At 71.4% G+C, this 15,357-nt stretch carries 11 protein-coding genes; 4 read left to right on the forward strand and 7 right to left on the reverse strand.

Annotation, left to right across the window (positions count from 1 at the left end):
- Nucleotides 1-141 precede the first annotated feature (141 nt).
- Entirely contained in the window at nt 142-642 is a 501-nt protein-coding gene (locus PT931_RS04080) for a hypothetical protein (RefSeq protein WP_456244342.1), read from the forward strand.
- 64 nt (nt 643-706) lie between these two features.
- Here PT931_RS04080 and PT931_RS04085 read toward each other — a convergent pair whose 3' ends face one another.
- The 4 genes from PT931_RS04085 to PT931_RS04100 form a co-directional block, all read right to left on the reverse strand.
- Complete coding sequence (locus PT931_RS04085) at nt 707-1,777, reverse strand: helix-turn-helix domain-containing protein (RefSeq protein ID WP_456244343.1); 1,071 nt, start codon at nt 1,775-1,777, stop codon at nt 707-709.
- A complete protein-coding gene (locus PT931_RS04090; RefSeq protein ID WP_456244344.1) occupies nt 1,778-2,377 on the reverse strand; it encodes a CAP domain-containing protein in 600 nt (199 codons plus the stop codon).
- 76 nt (nt 2,378-2,453) lie between these two features.
- On the reverse strand, nt 2,454-3,929 hold the full coding sequence (locus PT931_RS04095; RefSeq protein WP_456244345.1) for a M1 family metallopeptidase: 1,476 nt from the start codon (nt 3,927-3,929) through the stop codon (nt 2,454-2,456).
- Between the two features lie 97 nt (nt 3,930-4,026).
- Nucleotides 4,027-6,918: a M36 family metallopeptidase gene (locus tag PT931_RS04100; protein WP_456244346.1), complete on the reverse strand. Its 2,892-nt coding sequence runs from the start codon at nt 6,916-6,918 to the stop codon at nt 4,027-4,029.
- A 362-nt stretch (nt 6,919-7,280) separates the two neighbouring features.
- Here PT931_RS04100 and PT931_RS04105 point away from each other — a divergent pair, with 362 nt between their 5' ends.
- Nucleotides 7,281-8,375, forward strand: coding sequence for a hypothetical protein (locus tag PT931_RS04105; protein WP_456244347.1), 1,095 nt, complete (start codon nt 7,281-7,283; stop codon nt 8,373-8,375).
- A gap of 10 nt (nt 8,376-8,385) precedes the next feature.
- Nucleotides 8,386-9,384, forward strand: a complete 999-nt coding sequence (locus PT931_RS04110; protein ID WP_456244348.1) for an endonuclease/exonuclease/phosphatase family protein — start codon at nt 8,386-8,388, stop codon at nt 9,382-9,384.
- A 19-nt stretch (nt 9,385-9,403) separates the two neighbouring features.
- Here the strand turns inward: PT931_RS04110 and PT931_RS04115 are convergent, their stop codons facing one another.
- Nucleotides 9,404-11,488 carry a HelD family protein gene (locus tag PT931_RS04115; protein ID WP_456244349.1) on the reverse strand — a complete coding sequence of 695 codons (2,085 nt, stop codon included), beginning with the start codon at nt 11,486-11,488 and terminating at the stop codon, nt 9,404-9,406.
- Nucleotides 11,489-11,626: 138 nt separating this feature from the next.
- Here PT931_RS04115 and PT931_RS04120 point away from each other — a divergent pair, with 138 nt between their 5' ends.
- Entirely contained in the window at nt 11,627-12,829 is a 1,203-nt protein-coding gene (locus tag PT931_RS04120) for an ROK family protein (RefSeq protein ID WP_456244350.1), read from the forward strand.
- A gap of 4 nt (nt 12,830-12,833) precedes the next feature.
- Here PT931_RS04120 and PT931_RS04125 read toward each other — a convergent pair whose 3' ends face one another.
- Entirely contained in the window at nt 12,834-13,700 is an 867-nt protein-coding gene (locus tag PT931_RS04125; protein ID WP_456244351.1) for a GDSL-type esterase/lipase family protein, read from the reverse strand.
- Nucleotides 13,701-13,760: 60 nt separating this feature from the next.
- The gene (locus PT931_RS04130) at nt 13,761-14,975 is read right to left on the reverse strand and encodes a L,D-transpeptidase (protein WP_456244352.1); all 1,215 of its coding nucleotides are present in this window, start codon (nt 14,973-14,975) and stop codon (nt 13,761-13,763) included.
- Nucleotides 14,976-15,357 lie beyond the last annotated feature (382 nt).

Here is a 15,357-nt window from a genome sequence, read left to right on the forward strand (position 1 = left end):
CGCGCGCGGGGTGGCCCGGCTCGGCCCGTCGGCGACCGCCGCAGGGTCCCGCCGCGCCCCGTCGCCATCCCGCGCGGACCGGGGGCCAGGGTCGAGAAATCGAGACGGGTACCAGTGGACCGGGGACCGTAGGGTCGGGTCGTGGCATTCCGCCGTTCGAGTGTGGCGTTCGCCGTTCTGGCCCTCGGGGTCGGCGGCCTGCTCGTGTTCGTCGCGGTCCGGGGCCCGGCGAGCCTGATTCGCTTCCCCGCCTGCGACCACGTTCCCGGCCTGCCCGCGCGCCTGGGCGCCGACCCCGTCTTCACCCGCCCGCCCCCGGACGCGGCCCCGGTCGACGGCCCGCACGACTGGCAACCGTGCGAACGCGACGGCGAGCCGATCGGCGGCCGCGAACTCACCTACAGCACGACGTTGTCCACCGAGGAGCTCACCCGGCACTACGAGCGGGTCGCCCGGGACGCCGGCTGGCGGCTGACCCCCGACAGCGGGATCCCGCTGGTCCGGGGCGAGCGGCGGGACGGGGAGCGTTGCCTGCGCCTGGCGGTGGGGACGCGCCGGTTGCCGCCGGACGCGACCGGCCGGGGCTACCGCGTGACGGTCACGTTCCACCGGCTCGGCGAACGTTCCGGCTGCTCCGCCTAGTGGTCACCGAACTCCGGCCCGACCACTGGACGGCCACCGCCGCCCGACGGTCACCGCCGCCTCGTCAGGGGCACTCCGGGGGCGTGGCCGAGGACAGGCCCCGCTGGTAGGCGGCCACCGACTCCGCCAGCCGCCCCCGGGCCGCCAACATCCGCCCCAGCGCCCGCCCCGACTCCACCAGCTCCCGCGCCGCCCCCAACTCCTCGAACACGTCCATCGACAGCCGCAGGCTCGCCTCGTCGGGGCCGAGCAGCCCCCTGATCCGGTACGCGTACCCCAGCAGCCAGCCCGTGAGCTCGGCCGCGTCCGGCAGCGCCCCGAGCGCACCCGCGGTGTCCCCCTGCCGCAGCAGCGCCTCGGCGAGCATCGTGCGGGCCTGCAACTGGTAGCTGGTGCCGGCCAGGGCGGCCACGGCGAGCCGGAGTTCGCCGGCCGACGCGTCCCAGTCCAGGGCCTCCATCCGGGCGGAGGCCAGGGCGAGGCGGCACAGTCCGGCGTCCACGGAGTCGGGGGCGCACAGGGCGAGGGCGCGGTGCGCGTACCCGGCGGCCTCGGCGAACCTGTGCTGGTTGATGGAGGAGTGCGTGACGGCGCGGTACACGAAGATCCGCAGCTCGTCGGGGGCGTCGTCGGGCAGGGTCGCCAGGGCCCGGTCGGCCGCGTCGGCGACCCGGCGGGACGCGCCGAGGATGGTGTAGGGCATGACCAGGGCCGCGTACGCGCGCGGGCCGGGGTGTTCGGCCACCAGGGCCTCGCCGTGCCGGACGGCCGCCTGGGTGTCACCGGCGAGGGCCAGGGCGGTCACCTGGCGGCACGCGGCGGTGTCCCGGTCGGCGACGGGCAGGGCGGCCGCGGCGGCGAACAGGCGGGCCGCCTCGGCGTACCCCCCGAGGAGGAGGTGGTGCTCAGCGGTCCGGCAGAGGCCCTCGAACCTCGCGGCGTCGCCGGTGATGTCGCCGATCGTGATCTCTAGCCTGTCGGCGAGATACGTCAGGAGGTCCTCGGAGGCCGGCACCCGGTCGGCCTCGACCATCGACAGGTAGGCGCGGGTGTAGTGCGGTTCGGCGAGTTGGCGCTGGGTGAGGCCCCGGGTCAGGCGGAGGGCACGCAGCCGCGCCCCGACCGACTGCTCCACCTATCCGCCGAAGTTCTGCGTCCAGTAGATCCCGTACTTGCTGCCGGAGCCGTCGGCGACGCCCACCCCGAGGAACTTGAACTTGCAGTTCACGATGTTCGCCTTGTGGCCGGGACTGTTCATCCAGGCCTTCATCACCGAGGCGGCGTCGCGCTGGCCGGCCGCGATGTTCTCGCCCCACGCGCCGCCGGTGAAGCCCGCCGCGGCGATCCGCTCCCCGGGGGACTTGCCGTCGGGGTTGTTGTGGTCGAAGAAGCCGCGCTTGATCATGTCGGCGGAGTGCATCCGGGCGGAGACGGCGAGCCGGGTGTCGGCGGTCAGCGCGGCACAGCCAGCGGTCTTGCGCTCGTTGTTGACGAGGGTCAGCACCTGGGCCTCGCGGGAGTCGCCCGCCCCGCGGGCGTCGCCACGGGTGGCGGCCTGGTCGGCGGCCTGGGCCTCACCGCGTGGCACCTCGACGACGAGGTCGTTGCCGGTCGCGCCGGCGGCGTCGACCCGCTCGGTGACCCCGTGCCCGGCGAACATCGAGAAGCCGGCACCGCCAGCGATCACGAAGAGCAACAGGGCGATCAGAAGGGGTACCCGGAGCCGAGACGACATTCATAGAACTTATCCCATGCGAAAGGGGCCCCCAATAGCTGGCGGCCCCTTTCACTTCATGTGACTGATCGTGTACCTAGTGCTCGTGGCTCATCCGAATGAACTCCCAGGATGCGGGCTTGACCGCAGCGGAGAGTGACGGCGAGGTCGCTACATTGGGCCTGCCCTTGGTGTAGAGCCAGGTGTTGAACAATCCGGACAGATCCTGCCCGGACAGGCGCTCGGCGTACGCGCGGAACTCGGCGATCGAGCCGTCGCAGTACTTCTTGTGCTTGCCCCAGCCGGCGAGGATCCCGAAGAACTTCCGGTCGCCGACCTTCAGGCGCAGCTGGTGCAGGGCCATCGCGCCCCGGTCGTAGACGGCCGCGTCGAACGGGTCCGCCGCGCCCGGGTCACCGGGCAGCACCTGCCAGAACGGCGAGTCGGCCGGGTAGAACGCGTACGTCTCGTCGAACACCTGCTGCGCCGTACCCATGTTCTCGTGCTCCGACCACAGCCACTCGGCGTAGGAGGCGAAGCCCTCGTTCAGCCAGATGTCGGTCCAGTTGTGCACCGAGACGTTGTCGCCGAACCACTGGTGGGCCAGCTCGTGCGCGACGATCGAGGTGTTGGGCCCGTTGCGCCAGGCGCGGTAGCCGTACACCGGGCGGGTCTGGGTCTCCAGGGAGAACCGGATGCCGTCGATCGGGCCGGCCACCCCGCCCTGCGCCTCGAACGGGTACGGGCCGAACAGGGTGCTCCCCCACGCGATGATCTCCGGCGTGCGCCCGATGGAGGCGCGCGCGGCGGCCCCGTACTCGCCGAGGTTGGTCGCGTAGGCGGTGATCAGGGGCTGGCCGTCCGCCCCGGTACCCTTGACCAGGTCGTACTTCCCGATGGCCATGAACGCCAGGTACGTGGCGGTCGGCGTCGTCGTGCACCAGTCCCAGTGCGTCCAGCCGCCCACCGAGTAGGGCTCGGTCTTCAGCACGCCGTTGCTGATCGCCTGGGTCCCGTCGGGCACGGCGATCGACACGTCGAAGGTCGCCTTGTCCAGCGGGTGGTCGTTGCTCGGGTACCACCACCAGGCGCTCTCCGGCTCGTTCACCGCGAGCGCCCCGTCGGAGACCCGCTTCCACGAGGTGAAGCCGTTGACGACGACGCTGGACGGCACGCCGGAGTACGTCACGACCACGGTGAAGTTCTTGTGCCGCTTGATGTCGGTGGCCGGGGTGACGACCAGTTCGTGCGCGCCCTCCCGGGCGAACGCCGCCGGCCGGCCGTCGACGGTCACCGAGCTGACGGACAGGGCGAAGTCGAGGTTGAACCGGGACAGGTGCTGGGTGGCCCGCGCCGTGATGGTCGCGGTGCCGTCGAGGTGGTCGGTGGCCGGCTGGTAGCCGAGCTTCAGGTCGTAGTGCCCGACGTCGTAGCCGCCGTTGCCGTAGTCCGGGTAGTAGGTGTCACCCAGGCCCGACGAGCCCGGGGTGGCACCCGGTCCCCCGGCCGTCGCGGCTCCGGGCGCTGCGAGCAGTACGGCGGCGACAGCGACCGCCGTGAAGATCTTGCGCATAGTCGACACTCCACAGGAGAAGGACTTATCGACCCCTCACGATAGCGAAGGCGGGACCCGAAAGGGCCCCGCCTTCGTGGTGCTTATCTAGCTGGTACTAGCTCGGGGAGCCGTACACCGCGAGCTCGACGGAGTCGACGAACTGGCAACCGCCGAACGGGCCGGGGCACGAGGGCGCCTGGCTCGACAGCATGGTGTAACGGATGTAGCGCACCCCGGTGGCCGTACCGGCCGCCAGCGGCACCACGTTGAGCTTGTTGCGGTTCGCGACCGTGAACGTCGCGTCCTGGGCCAGGGCCCAGGTCACGCCGTCCGCCGACGTCTCGACCGTGTAGTGCCCGGTGGAGGAGCTGCCCGGGTCGCCACACGTGTTCGACGGGTCGATCTTCAGCGCGTCGATGTTGACCGCGTTCGGCAGCTTGATCACGGCGAACCGCGCCTCCATGCCGGAACCGGTCTGCACGACGTCCGAGCTCCAACCGCCGCCGAGCGACTGGTCGATGATGGCCCGGGGGCCGCAACCGAACATGTCGTAGTCGACGCCGTTGAACGCGGTGATCGCGCCGCCGCCGGCCTCGGAGGCCCAGTTGCGGACCAGGGAGAAGTTCGCCGTGGTGCCGCCGACGGGGACCACCAGCGTGGTGCTGGCGCCCTCGTAGCCGGGACCCTTCGCGTTGAACTTCGGGTAGTTGCCCGCGACCAGGCCGGTGAACGAGTAGTCACCGTTGGCGTCGGTCACCGCGGAGAGGCTGCCCCCGGCGGCGGCCGGGTGGCCGGCGAAGGAGATGACCGCACCCGGGACCGGAGCGCCCGACGCCGAGTTGGTGACCTTGCCGGTCACCGAGTAGGTCGGGGTGCCCGCCGGCGGCGGGGTGCTGAAGTCCTCGGCCGGAGCCACGTCGTCGCCGTTGGTGGCGGCGGCGAAGAAGCCCATGCCACGCGTGGCGAAGACCTCCCAGATCTTCTTGTGGTACGCGCCGCCGAAGACGACGGTGTCGGCGAGCAGGATCGCGTTGCGCTCGTCGAGGTACGACGGGTTGCTCGGCGACAGCTCCATCGCGCGGGTCACGAGGGACCGCGCCACGCTGCTGCCGACCTCGCGACGGAGGTCCCACAGGGTCGAGGCCCAGATCTCACCGTCGGCGTGCACCTCGGGACGACCGATGATCTTGCCGAAGTCGCCGTAGGTGTAGCCACCCGGACCGGCACCCGGGGTTCCGGGGCAGTTCGGGTCGTCGGTGCTGCTGACCTTGCAGTCGATCGGCTGGCTGCGGACGGAGTCCAGGCCGTGGCCGACGTACTCACCGGTGCGGACGTCGCCGACCAGCTTGCGGTCGTTGGTGTAGCCCTCGCCGACGAGGAAGTCCATCGCGTACCAGTCGGACCACGCCTCGCCCATCGAGCCGGCCTGGCCGGCGCCCAGCGTCGAGACGCCCATGGCGTCCACGACGAGCCGGTTCGACAGGCCGTGGGTGAACTCGTGGTACAGGATGCTCGCGTCGTCACCGCTGTTGGCGGCGAGCCACGGGAAGCTGCCGTCGTCCAGGAACAGGTACATCTGCATCCGCGGCGCGAAACCGTCCGGAGGAGTCGACATGTTCGCGTTGTTGGAGTTGCCGCCCGGCATCCCGTTGTCGGAGTTGGCGCCGTCCATGGCCTCGCCCTGGATGCCGTCGCCGTCACGGGTGTCGAAGTTGCCGGCCTCGCGGGTGAACCCGATCGGGCCCGCCTCGAGGTGGTCGTGGAAGCGGCCCAGGTAGTAGTACATCTGGACGGCGTTCTGCTTCGCGTTGGTCTGCCACGAACCGGGCGTGCCCGGGTCCCAGGAGCACTGGTAGTGGCTGCTACACGGCGCGCCGACCTTCTTGATGAAGTTGGTGAACGGGTACGCGAAGTCGCCGTTCGGCCCCTTCGGTCCCACCTCCTCGTTCGGGTCCGCCGCGTTGTTGTTGTTCAGGTCGAGGTACACGTGACCCGCGACGCCCTCGAGCTTGGTGGCGTCCTTGGACAGGCCCGGCAGGCTCCTGGTCTGGCTGTCGCCGCCGCGCAGGGCGCCCGGGAACTGCTCGAACACGCTGCCCGTGGCCTCGTCGGCCGCGTGCGAGACCAGGCTGCGCCGGTACAGCGTCTGCCCGCTCTCCGCGTCCAGGACGTGGATGTACTGCTCGCCCTTGCTCGGCGCGACGATGGTCTGCCACGCGAGACGCGGGCCGCCCACCGTCAGGAACACGACCTGCTGGGCGTGGTCGCCGTTGGCGAAGCTGGTGGTGGTGCCGGTGGACTTGGCGACGGCCGACGCCTTGGCGTCACCCTTCACGTCCGCGACGGCCTTGGCCCGGGCGCTGGACGCGTCGAGCTTGCTCTTCGCGAAACCGGTCGGCAGCGCGGTGGCCGGCGAACCGTCGATGGAGATGAGCGCGCCGTTCTTCGCGACGTGCGCCTTGAAGCCGTTGCCGAACAGCGGAACGCCGTCGACGGACTGCACGTAGGACAGGTGGGTCGTGCCCTCCACGTCCTTGTACGCCTTGCGGAGCGACAGCCCCGAGATGTCCTTGGCGGTGAGGCCGAGGGCGGCGGCGTGGTCACGCAGGAAGCCGAGGGCGACGCCCTCGGGAGCCGTCTTGCTCGCGGAGGTGAGGAAGCCATCCAGCTTGCTGACCTGACGGAAGGAGCCGGTCAGCGGGTCGGTCTCGACCACGCCCTCGATACCCAGCTCGGTACGCAGGGCCTGGAGGCCCTGCCGGGGTGCAGCTGCCTGCTTCGCGGCCTTGGCCTGCAGCGCCTTCTGGCTGCCGGCCGACGTGCGCGCGTCGTAGAACTCCCCCAAGTCACCCTTAGCGGTGTCTCCGTAGGACGACAGGGGCGACTTCGCGCCCGCCCCGTCCTTGCCGGGATCGCCAACGGCCGTGGCCGGCACCGCCGCGACTGCGAGTGCAGCAGCCAGGGCGGGGATCAGCCGGAGATAACGGCCGCGCGAGGGTACTGCCATAGGAACCCCCTGTTGAACGGACTGCGTTTCTGTGGCCCTGGAGATCCACGGCATCCCGGCCTGGCGATGTACGGCGCCGACCCGGTGCCTGTGGCCCTCGGGCCTCAGGGACGTCGATATGGCGTCCCGCCGGGCAGCCTGCCGCTTTCGCAAGGTGTTACACAATGGCTCACGTCGATCTTGGAGTCCACTAAGTCCGAAAGGCGAGAACTATTCTGCGGACTGTCAGCCATTTGACAGAAACGGTCGCGTAAAGTGATCATGCGGCTACACGGCCCCGTCAGGGGTCGGGGCTTCCCCGGATGTCTTTTTGCTCTCGGGTGGGTGACACTGTTTCCTCGCACACCTTGGGAGGAACGGCAGTGAACGTGATTGACCAGGCCCGAGCCTGGGTCGAGCTCGCCCGGCGCGGGCCGGAACCGGCCCAGCGCGAGCAGATGCTCCGGCTCGTCTACCGGCTCTGGGCGGTCGCACTGCTCCTCAAGATGCTCGGCGCGTCGTGGGACGTCTCCTGGCACTTCAAGTGGCTGCGCGACGACCTCGCCCCGCCGCACCTGTTGAACACGGTCGGCACGGTGCTCGCCGTCGCCCTGGTCGTCTTCCACAGCTACACCCGGTTCGGGATGGACACCCTGGCGCTGCGGGTCGCCCAGGCCGGGACCGCGATCTTCCTGGTCGCGATCCCCGTCGACCTGCTCAACCACGCGGTCAACGGCCTCGACATCACCTCGTGGAGCTACAGCCACGCGCTGCTCTACCTCGGCACCGCGCTGATGATCGCCGCCGTGATCCGGGGCTGGTGGCTGACCGGCAACGGCGCCGTACTCGCCGTCGCGTTCTGGCTGTTCTTCTTCGAGAACGTGCTCTTCCCCAACCAGCACCAGGAGTACGGGGTGCTGTCGATCCAGGCGTGGGACCGCGGCGCGCCGTACGCCGAGCCCAGCCTGCTCGCCTTCGCCGCCAACCAGATCGGCCGGCCCGTCGACCGGGTCGCCGTCCTGCACTTCGCGATGCCCGTCGAGCACTGGCTCTACCCGTTCTACGCGGCCCTCGCCGGCATGTTCGTGCTGATCTGCGCGCGGCAGTTCGTCAACCGGCCCTGGGCGGCCACCGCCGTGGCGGGCACGTACGTCGCGTACCGCTGCGTGATGTGGCTCCTGCTCTCCGGCACGGGCTTCCCACCCTCGACGGTGCCGTTCCTGCTCCTGCTGGGCGCGGTCGCCATCGACGCGGCGTTCCTGCTGCCCCAGGCGGTGCGGCTCTACGCCGCGGCGGTCGGCGGCTTCGCGGGCGCCTACCTGGGCGTGTACCTCCAGGACCAGCTGCTGGAGGCCCCGCCGTCGGACTACGCGGCCTGGCCGTACGCCCTCGCCGGACTCCTCATCCTGTGTGCCGTTCTGGACGCTTTCCAGCGGAATGGCCACCGACTGCGACACCTCGTTCCGGCCGCTCGCTAAGCTGAAGGGGATGGCTCGCCGGATCAGCACACCCCAGAACCCGCCCGCTCCGACCGCTCCGCCGGTCCGGAAACCCGCCGCGAAGAGATCGGGCACCACCCCGGGCGGGCTGGTGCTCGCCCTGGTGATCCTCCTGGTCACCGGCCTGCTGCTCGGCCACCGGCTCATCCCCAACGGCAACGGCTTCGGCTCGCTGGTGGAGAGCTTCCTGCCGTGGCTGGGCGTGCCGCTCGGCGTCCTCGGCCTCGTCGCCGCCCTCCTGCGCAGCAAACCGGCGCTGATCGCCACCGGCTGCGCCGTACTCGTCTGGGTCGGCATGTTCGGCCCGACCCTGGTGCCGCGCGGCCCCGGCGGCGCCGCCGACCTGCGGGTGCTCTCGCACAACATGTTCGCCGCCAACTCCGACCCGGCCGGCACCGCCCGCACGCTGCGGGACGCCGGAGCCGACGTCGTCGCCGTGCAGGAGGTCGCCGGGGCCTCCGACGGCGCGCTGCACGCGGCCCTCGACCCGGCCTACAAGAACCGGCAGAGCCGGGGCACCCTCGGCGTGTGGAGCAGATTCCCGCTCCGCGACGTGCAACCCGTCGACGTGGGCATGGGCTGGGTGCGCGCCCTGAAGATGGTCGTGGACACCCCGAAGGGCCCCGTCACGTTGTACGTCGTGCACCTCGCCTCGATCCGGTTCGGCGCCGACGGCCTGGCCAGCCAGCGCCGGGACGCCACGCTCACGGCGCTCACCGGGGCGATCGAGGACGACCCGGCCCGCCGGCTGATCCTCGCCGGGGACCTGAACACCGCCAGCACCGACCGCAGCCTGGCCGGGCTGACCGGACAGCTGACCGAGGCCCAGGACAAGGCCGGCAGCGGCTTCGGGTTCACCTGGCCGACCGGGGTCCCGATGGTGCGGCTCGACCACATCCTGTCGCGGGGACTGACCGCGACGGACGCCACCGTGCTCGCCGGGACCGGCAGCGACCACCGGCCGATCACGGCGAGCTTCCGGTTCTAGGCGGCGTCTCCCGGCCGGCTCAGGTCAGGAGTTTCTGCCAGTCGGCGGTCGACGCGACCGTGATCAGCTCCTGGGTCGCGCGGGTCAGCACCACGTAGAGGGTGCGCAGCCCGACCGGGGACTCGTCCGCGATGTCCCCGGGTTCGAGGATCACCACGCCGTCGTACTCCAGGCCCTTGGTCTCCAGGCTGCCGACCGCGTGCAGCCGGCCCGGGGCCAGCCCCTCGATCCAGCCGGCCACCTCGTCGCGGCGGGCCATCACGCACGCCACCCCGATGGTGCCCTCCAGCCGCTCCAGCAGCTCGGACGCCGCCGCCCGGACTGCCCCGCGCAGGTCCGGGGCCACCCGGTGCGAGGGTGCGACCCCGGTGCGCCGGACGGCCGTGGGCAGCACGATGCCCGGCAGCCCCCGGCGGGCCACGGCGGCGGCCTGCTCGAAGATCTCCGCCGAGTTGCGGTAGTTGGTGGTCAGCTCGAAGCTGTGTCGGCGGGTCCGGCCCACGGCCTGGTCGCGGGCCCGGCGCGCCTCGGCGGCGTCCTCCCACGAGGACTGCGCGGGGTCGCCCACGATCGTCCAGCTCGCGTACTTGCCCCGGCGGCCGAGCATCCGCCACTGCATCGGGGACAGGTCCTGGGCCTCGTCGACCACGACGTGCGCGTACTCGTCGTAGTTCTCGCCCCGCACGACCGACTGCCGCGACGCGTACTCCCGGTCGGCGACCGTGGTCAGCTCGCGGATGCCGTCGACGACGTGGAACGGGTCGGACTTCTTCGGCTTCGGCGGCTCGCCGAGCAGCATCCGCAGCTCGTCCAGCAGCGGCACGTCCTGCACGGTCGGCCGGTCGGCGAACCGCAGCGCGCGGGGCCCGTTGAGCCGGCGGACCATGGCCGGGTCGCGCAGCCAGCCCAGGACCTGCTCCGGGGTGAGCTGCGGCCACCACCGGGTGACGAACTCCAGCAGCTCGGAGCGTTCCTTCATGTCCGCGACGAAGGAGTCGCGCTCCTCGACCGTGGGCTCGTGCAGCCGGTCGCGGTAGAGCCGCCACAGGTCCGCGATCAGCGCCGCCGCCGCCCGGTTACGACCATGATTGGGAAGAATGCCTCTTTCGTGGACCCGGGCCCGCGCCGCCCGCAACACGTCCGCCTCCAGCCGGAGCACCTCGCCCCGGTAGGTGATCCGCAGCTCCGTGGGGGCCTCCGGCGGGGCCTGGCGGACCAGCTTCACCAGCAGGGGCCGGATGCCCAGGGAACCCTTCAGGGCCGCCGAGCGCGCGTCGTCGTGGTCGGCCGCCTCCACCCCGTCGAACAGGCTGCCCAGGGACCGCAGGGTCACCGCGTTCTCGCCCAGGGACGGCAGCACCCGCTCGATGTAGGTCATGAACACCGCGGACGGGCCGAGGACGAGCACGCCGCCGCCCTCGTACCGGCGGCGGTCGGAGTAGAGCAGGAAGGCCGCGCGGTGCAGGGCCACGGCCGTCTTCCCGGTACCGGGGCCGCCCGTGATCAGCGTGACGCCGCTGCCCGGGGCGCGCACCGCCTTGTCCTGCTCCGCCTGGATGGTGGCCACGATGTCGCGCATCTGGTTGCTGCGGGCCCGGCTCAGGGCAGCCATCAGGGCGCCGTCGCCCACCACGGTCATCCCCCGGCCGCGCTCCGGGTCGAGCAGGTCGTCCTCGATCCCGATCACCTTCGAGCCGGTGGACCGGATCACCCGGCGGCGGATCACGTCCTCGCGGTGCTCGGGGGTGGCCTGGTAGAACGGGGCGGCGGCGGGGGCCCGCCAGTCCACCAGCAGGGCGTTCATCTGCTGGTCACGCAGGCCGAGCCGGCCCACGTAGCGGACCTTGTCCTCGGCGAGGTCGAGCCGGCCGAACACCAGGCCCTCGTACTCGCTGTCGAGGGTGCGGAGCCGCTTGGCCGCGTGGTAGACGAACGCGTCCCGCTCGACCAGCGCGCCGGGCACCCGGGCGTCGGACTGCCGGTAGCCGGCCGCCTCGTTGGCGACGGCCTCCGCGCGCAGCTGCTCCAGCCGCAGGTAGACGCGGTCGACGTACTCCTGTTCCGTGGCGATCTCGGTCTCGACGGTCGACGGGATGTCTGACAACGCAGCTCCGATCACTCACCAGTGGGGCTATGGAATCTTACGGACCCCCGCCGACCTCCGGGGCGGCGTCCCCTGTCTGATCACAGCTGGCTGTCCGAGCTATGCACCGATAGGTATGTTTCCGGTACGTTGACAGGCGTGGACGAGCAGTTGGGCGGCGACCTTACCCGGCTTCGACAGCTCAACGCGCTCAATGTGATCCGGGCGCTCCGGGGCCAACCGGCACAGGTCGTCAGCGACCTGGTCCGGCGTACCGGGCTGTCCCGGCCCTCGTGCGAGGACCTGCTCGGGGTGCTCCTGGACCAGGGCTGGGCCGCCGTCGAGCCGCCCGCCCAGGGTGGCCTGGGCCGCCCCGCCCGGCGGTACCGGTTCCGGGCCGAGGCCGGCGTGGTGCTCGGCCTCGACATCGGGGCGTACCACGTCCGCGCCGCGCTCGGCGACCTCAACGGCACCGTCCTGGCCACCGCGCACCGCCAGGTCGAACCGGAGTGGTCCGCCGCCGACCGGCTGGCCGCCGCCGACGCCGCGGCCGCCGCGTGCCTGGCCTCGACCGGGCACATGGCCGCCGACCTGTGGACCGTGGCCGCCGGGGTGACGGGCCTGGTGGACCGGGCCGGGAACATCGTGCTGTCCGGTTCGATCCCCGACTGGGCCGGTACCCCGCTGATCGCGCACCTCGGCGAGCGGTACGCGTGCCCGGTCCTCGTCCAGAACGACTGCAAGCTCGGCGCGCTCGCGGAGAAGGTCCGGGGCGTGGCCGCCGGGGTCCGCGACGTCGTCTACCTGCACGCGGGCCGGCGGACGGCCGCGTCGATGCTGCTCAACGGCGCGCTGTACCACGGGCACTCCGGGGCGACCGGCGAGATCGGCACCCTGGCGGTCACCCGGTGGGACGACGCGGCCCCGAAGCTGCTCGCGTGCCCCGTGGTGCCGGCGGGCACCCCGACCGACGAGATCGGCCGGCTGGTGTTCGCCGCCGCGCGGGCCGGGGACGCGGCGGCGGTGGCCGCGGTGAAGCAGTACACGAAGGACCTGGCGGTCGGGGCGGCGGCGCTGGTGCTGACCCTCGATCCGGAGCTGGTCGTGCTCGGCGGCGGCTTCTCACAGTCCGGGGACGTGATCGCCGAACCGCTGCACCGGGCGCTGTCCCGGTTGTGCCTGCGGATGCCCCGGCTGGAGGTGTCCACGCTCGGCGCGGAGTCGGTGACCCTGGGCGCGGTGAGCTACGCGATCGAGCACCTGGACCGGCTGCTGTTCTCCGCCGAGTCGGCCGGGCTGCCGGTGCCGCAGCCGCCGCGCCGGGAGCTCTCGGGGATCGTGGAACCGCTCGGCGTGGAGTGACGGGTCAGGCGTACGGCCCGGCCTTCCAGGTCACCTCCGCCAGCGCCTGCTGCCCGCTCGCGTTCGGGTGGAAGAAGTCGATCGGCGACAGGTGCCTGACCTCGAACCGGTACCGGTGCACGGCGCCCCCGTCGTAGTCGCACAGCCGCCCGTACCTCGAGCAGGCCGCCGACAGCGCCGTGTCGTACGCGGTCACCCGGTCGCGCACCTCGCCCCGGCGTTTGCGGTCCGCCGCCGCGTCGGAGGTGGGGTTGGCCAGCATGCTCGGGCACACGCCCCGGTTCCAGACCCGCACGACGGTGTCGTTGGTGTGCCCGACGTCCCACAGCCGGTACAGGTCGGGGACGCTGGCCACGAACACCTTCGCCGTGGGCAGGCCCGTCTTCAGGATCCGGAGCGCCTCGTCGATCTGGGCGCGGAAGTCGGCGGCACTCGTCATCTCGGCGGCGGTCGGCCGGCAGGCGTCGTTGGCCCCGACCAGCACCGTCACGTACTCCGCGCGGGTGTCCACCGCGGCGCGGGCCTGCGCGGCCAGCCCCGCCGCCCGCGCGCCGACCACGGCCAGGTTCGTGGCGTGGCCGGTGATCGCGGGGTTCAGGGCCTTGAGCCGCTGGTAGTGCGTGCCGCCCCGGTCGCTGTCGCCCGTGGACCACGAGTTGCGCGGGCACGGCTGCGGGAGCAGGCAGGACGCGTACGCCACGGTGATCGAGTCGCCGATCGCCGTGATCGAGTTCGGCAGCCCCTGGGGGGTCTTCGTGGGACCGGGCCGGGTCTGCGTGGGGCCGGGACCCGGGCCGGGGTCTCCCCCGGACTGGCAGGCGATGGCCACAAGGGACGCGACCACGACGAGGATGACGCTCCAGCGGCGCATGTGTCCAGAATAGGGCCAACCGGTCGTGCCGCGACAGGGCTGCCGGTCAGCCCACCGCGCCTAGTTGGCCCACTGCGCCCACGGGATGACCCAGTCGCCCAGACCGTCGCGGGGGTCGAGCACCCGGGGGCCGTTCTTGACGTCCACGATGTCGCCGGCGTTGAAGTTCTCGAAGAACCACTGGGCGTTGCCCGGGCCGACGTTGATGCAGCCGTGCGAGTCGTTGACCTTGCCGAGCCGGCCGAGGTCCCAGTCGCGCAGGTGCACGTACTCACCGGCGGAGGAGATCCGGACCGCGAAACCGATCTTGCTGTCGTACGCGTCGGGGCCGGTCGTCGGGCCGCCGTAGCTCGCGGAGGTCATCCGGACCTCACGGTCCTTCGTGGTCACCACGTGCGGGCCGGTCCGCGTCCAGTAGTCGATCGTGTTGTTGCCGACCTGGACCGTGCCGCCCTTGCCGAGGCTGACCGGGAACTCCTTGACCATCGCGCCGTCGAAGAAGACCTGCATCTTCTTCGTCACCGAGTCGGCGACGGCGATCTTCGACGGGCCGATGTCGAAGGCGACGGACTTGTCGTCCTGGCCGTAGAGCCCGTTGCCGAGGTCCACGCCGTGCACCTTGGCGGTGACGGTGACCTTGGTGCCGGGCTTCCAGTACTCCTGGGGGCGCCAGTGCAGCTCCTGGTCGTCGAACCAGCGCCACGCGCCCACGGTCTCGGGGCTGGTCGTGACGGTGAGCGCGGCCTGGGCCTTCTTCCGGTCCGGGATCCGCTCGTCGAAGCGCACGACGATCGGCTGGCCGACGCCGAACGTGCCGGGGGCGCCGGGGGTGAAGTACGGCAGGGTCTGGTTGTTCGGCTTGATCGTGGTGAAGCTGCTCGTCGCCTCGGCCTTCTTGCCGCTGGTGCTGACGGCGGTGGCCTTCACGGTGTACGACTTCTGGTAGCCGAGCGGCTCGCCCAGTGTCCACGTGGTCTTGTCGGCGGACAGCTCGCCCTTGACGACCTTGCCGGCCTCGTTGGTGAGCACGACCTCGTCGAGGGTGCCGCGTTCGACCTTGACGGTGACGGAGGCGGGGCTGGCGTCCCGGGCCCCGTTGGCCGGCGTGATGGTGATGGCGGCCTCGGAGGTCGGAGTCGGGGTGCCACCGGACTCGGCCTTCACGCCCTCCGGTTTGCCGGTCTTCTTCTCGTCTGAGCCACAGGCCGCGAGAAGGGGCAGCGCGGCGGCTCCGGCTAGTGCGCCGAGTACTCCGCGTCGCGACCGGTCCGACATCTGGGCCACCTCTCGTCACTGGGAACAGTCAATGAACCAGCGTCCCCCGCCGCCTGACTTCGCGGCAACCCAACCGGCTCGTGACATTAAACGCTGCGACCGCCGTGGATGGTTGCACGCAGTCCGAATGTTCCAGTGAAGAGAGTTTTACGACGCACAGAGAGTCCGACTATGGGGTACATAGCAAGATTTGCCTGAAAAATATAGGTCTGGTGAGTTTGTGTCACCAGGAATAGCGTTGTGCACACGAAGGGTGACTGCACCTCCGGTCGAGAAAGGAGTGACGGCCCCCACACCCGACGTCGTGGCCGCCGGGAGACTCCCCGCCCGGCACAGCGAGGCCCCGCGCGGGATGTCGCGCGGGGCCTCCACTGCCAGAATC

The organism is Longispora urticae (assembly GCF_053902585.1).

Bases quoted from the DNA above. Each gene is read 5' to 3' on its own strand.
- PT931_RS04090 (WP_456244344.1), bottom strand. From the start codon at position 2,377: ATGTCGTCTCGGCTCCGGGTACCCCTTCTGATCGCCCTGTTGCTCTTC.
- PT931_RS04095 (WP_456244345.1), bottom strand. From the start codon at position 3,929: ATGCGCAAGATCTTCACGGCGGTCGCTGTCGCCGCCGTACTGCTCGCA.
- PT931_RS04100 (WP_456244346.1), bottom strand. From the start codon at position 6,918: ATGGCAGTACCCTCGCGCGGCCGTTATCTCCGGCTGATCCCCGCCCTG.
- PT931_RS04110 (WP_456244348.1), top strand. From the start codon at position 8,386: ATGGCTCGCCGGATCAGCACACCCCAGAACCCGCCCGCTCCGACCGCT.
- PT931_RS04125 (WP_456244351.1), bottom strand. From the start codon at position 13,700: ATGCGCCGCTGGAGCGTCATCCTCGTCGTGGTCGCGTCCCTTGTGGCC.
- PT931_RS04130 (WP_456244352.1), bottom strand. From the start codon at position 14,975: ATGTCGGACCGGTCGCGACGCGGAGTACTCGGCGCACTAGCCGGAGCC.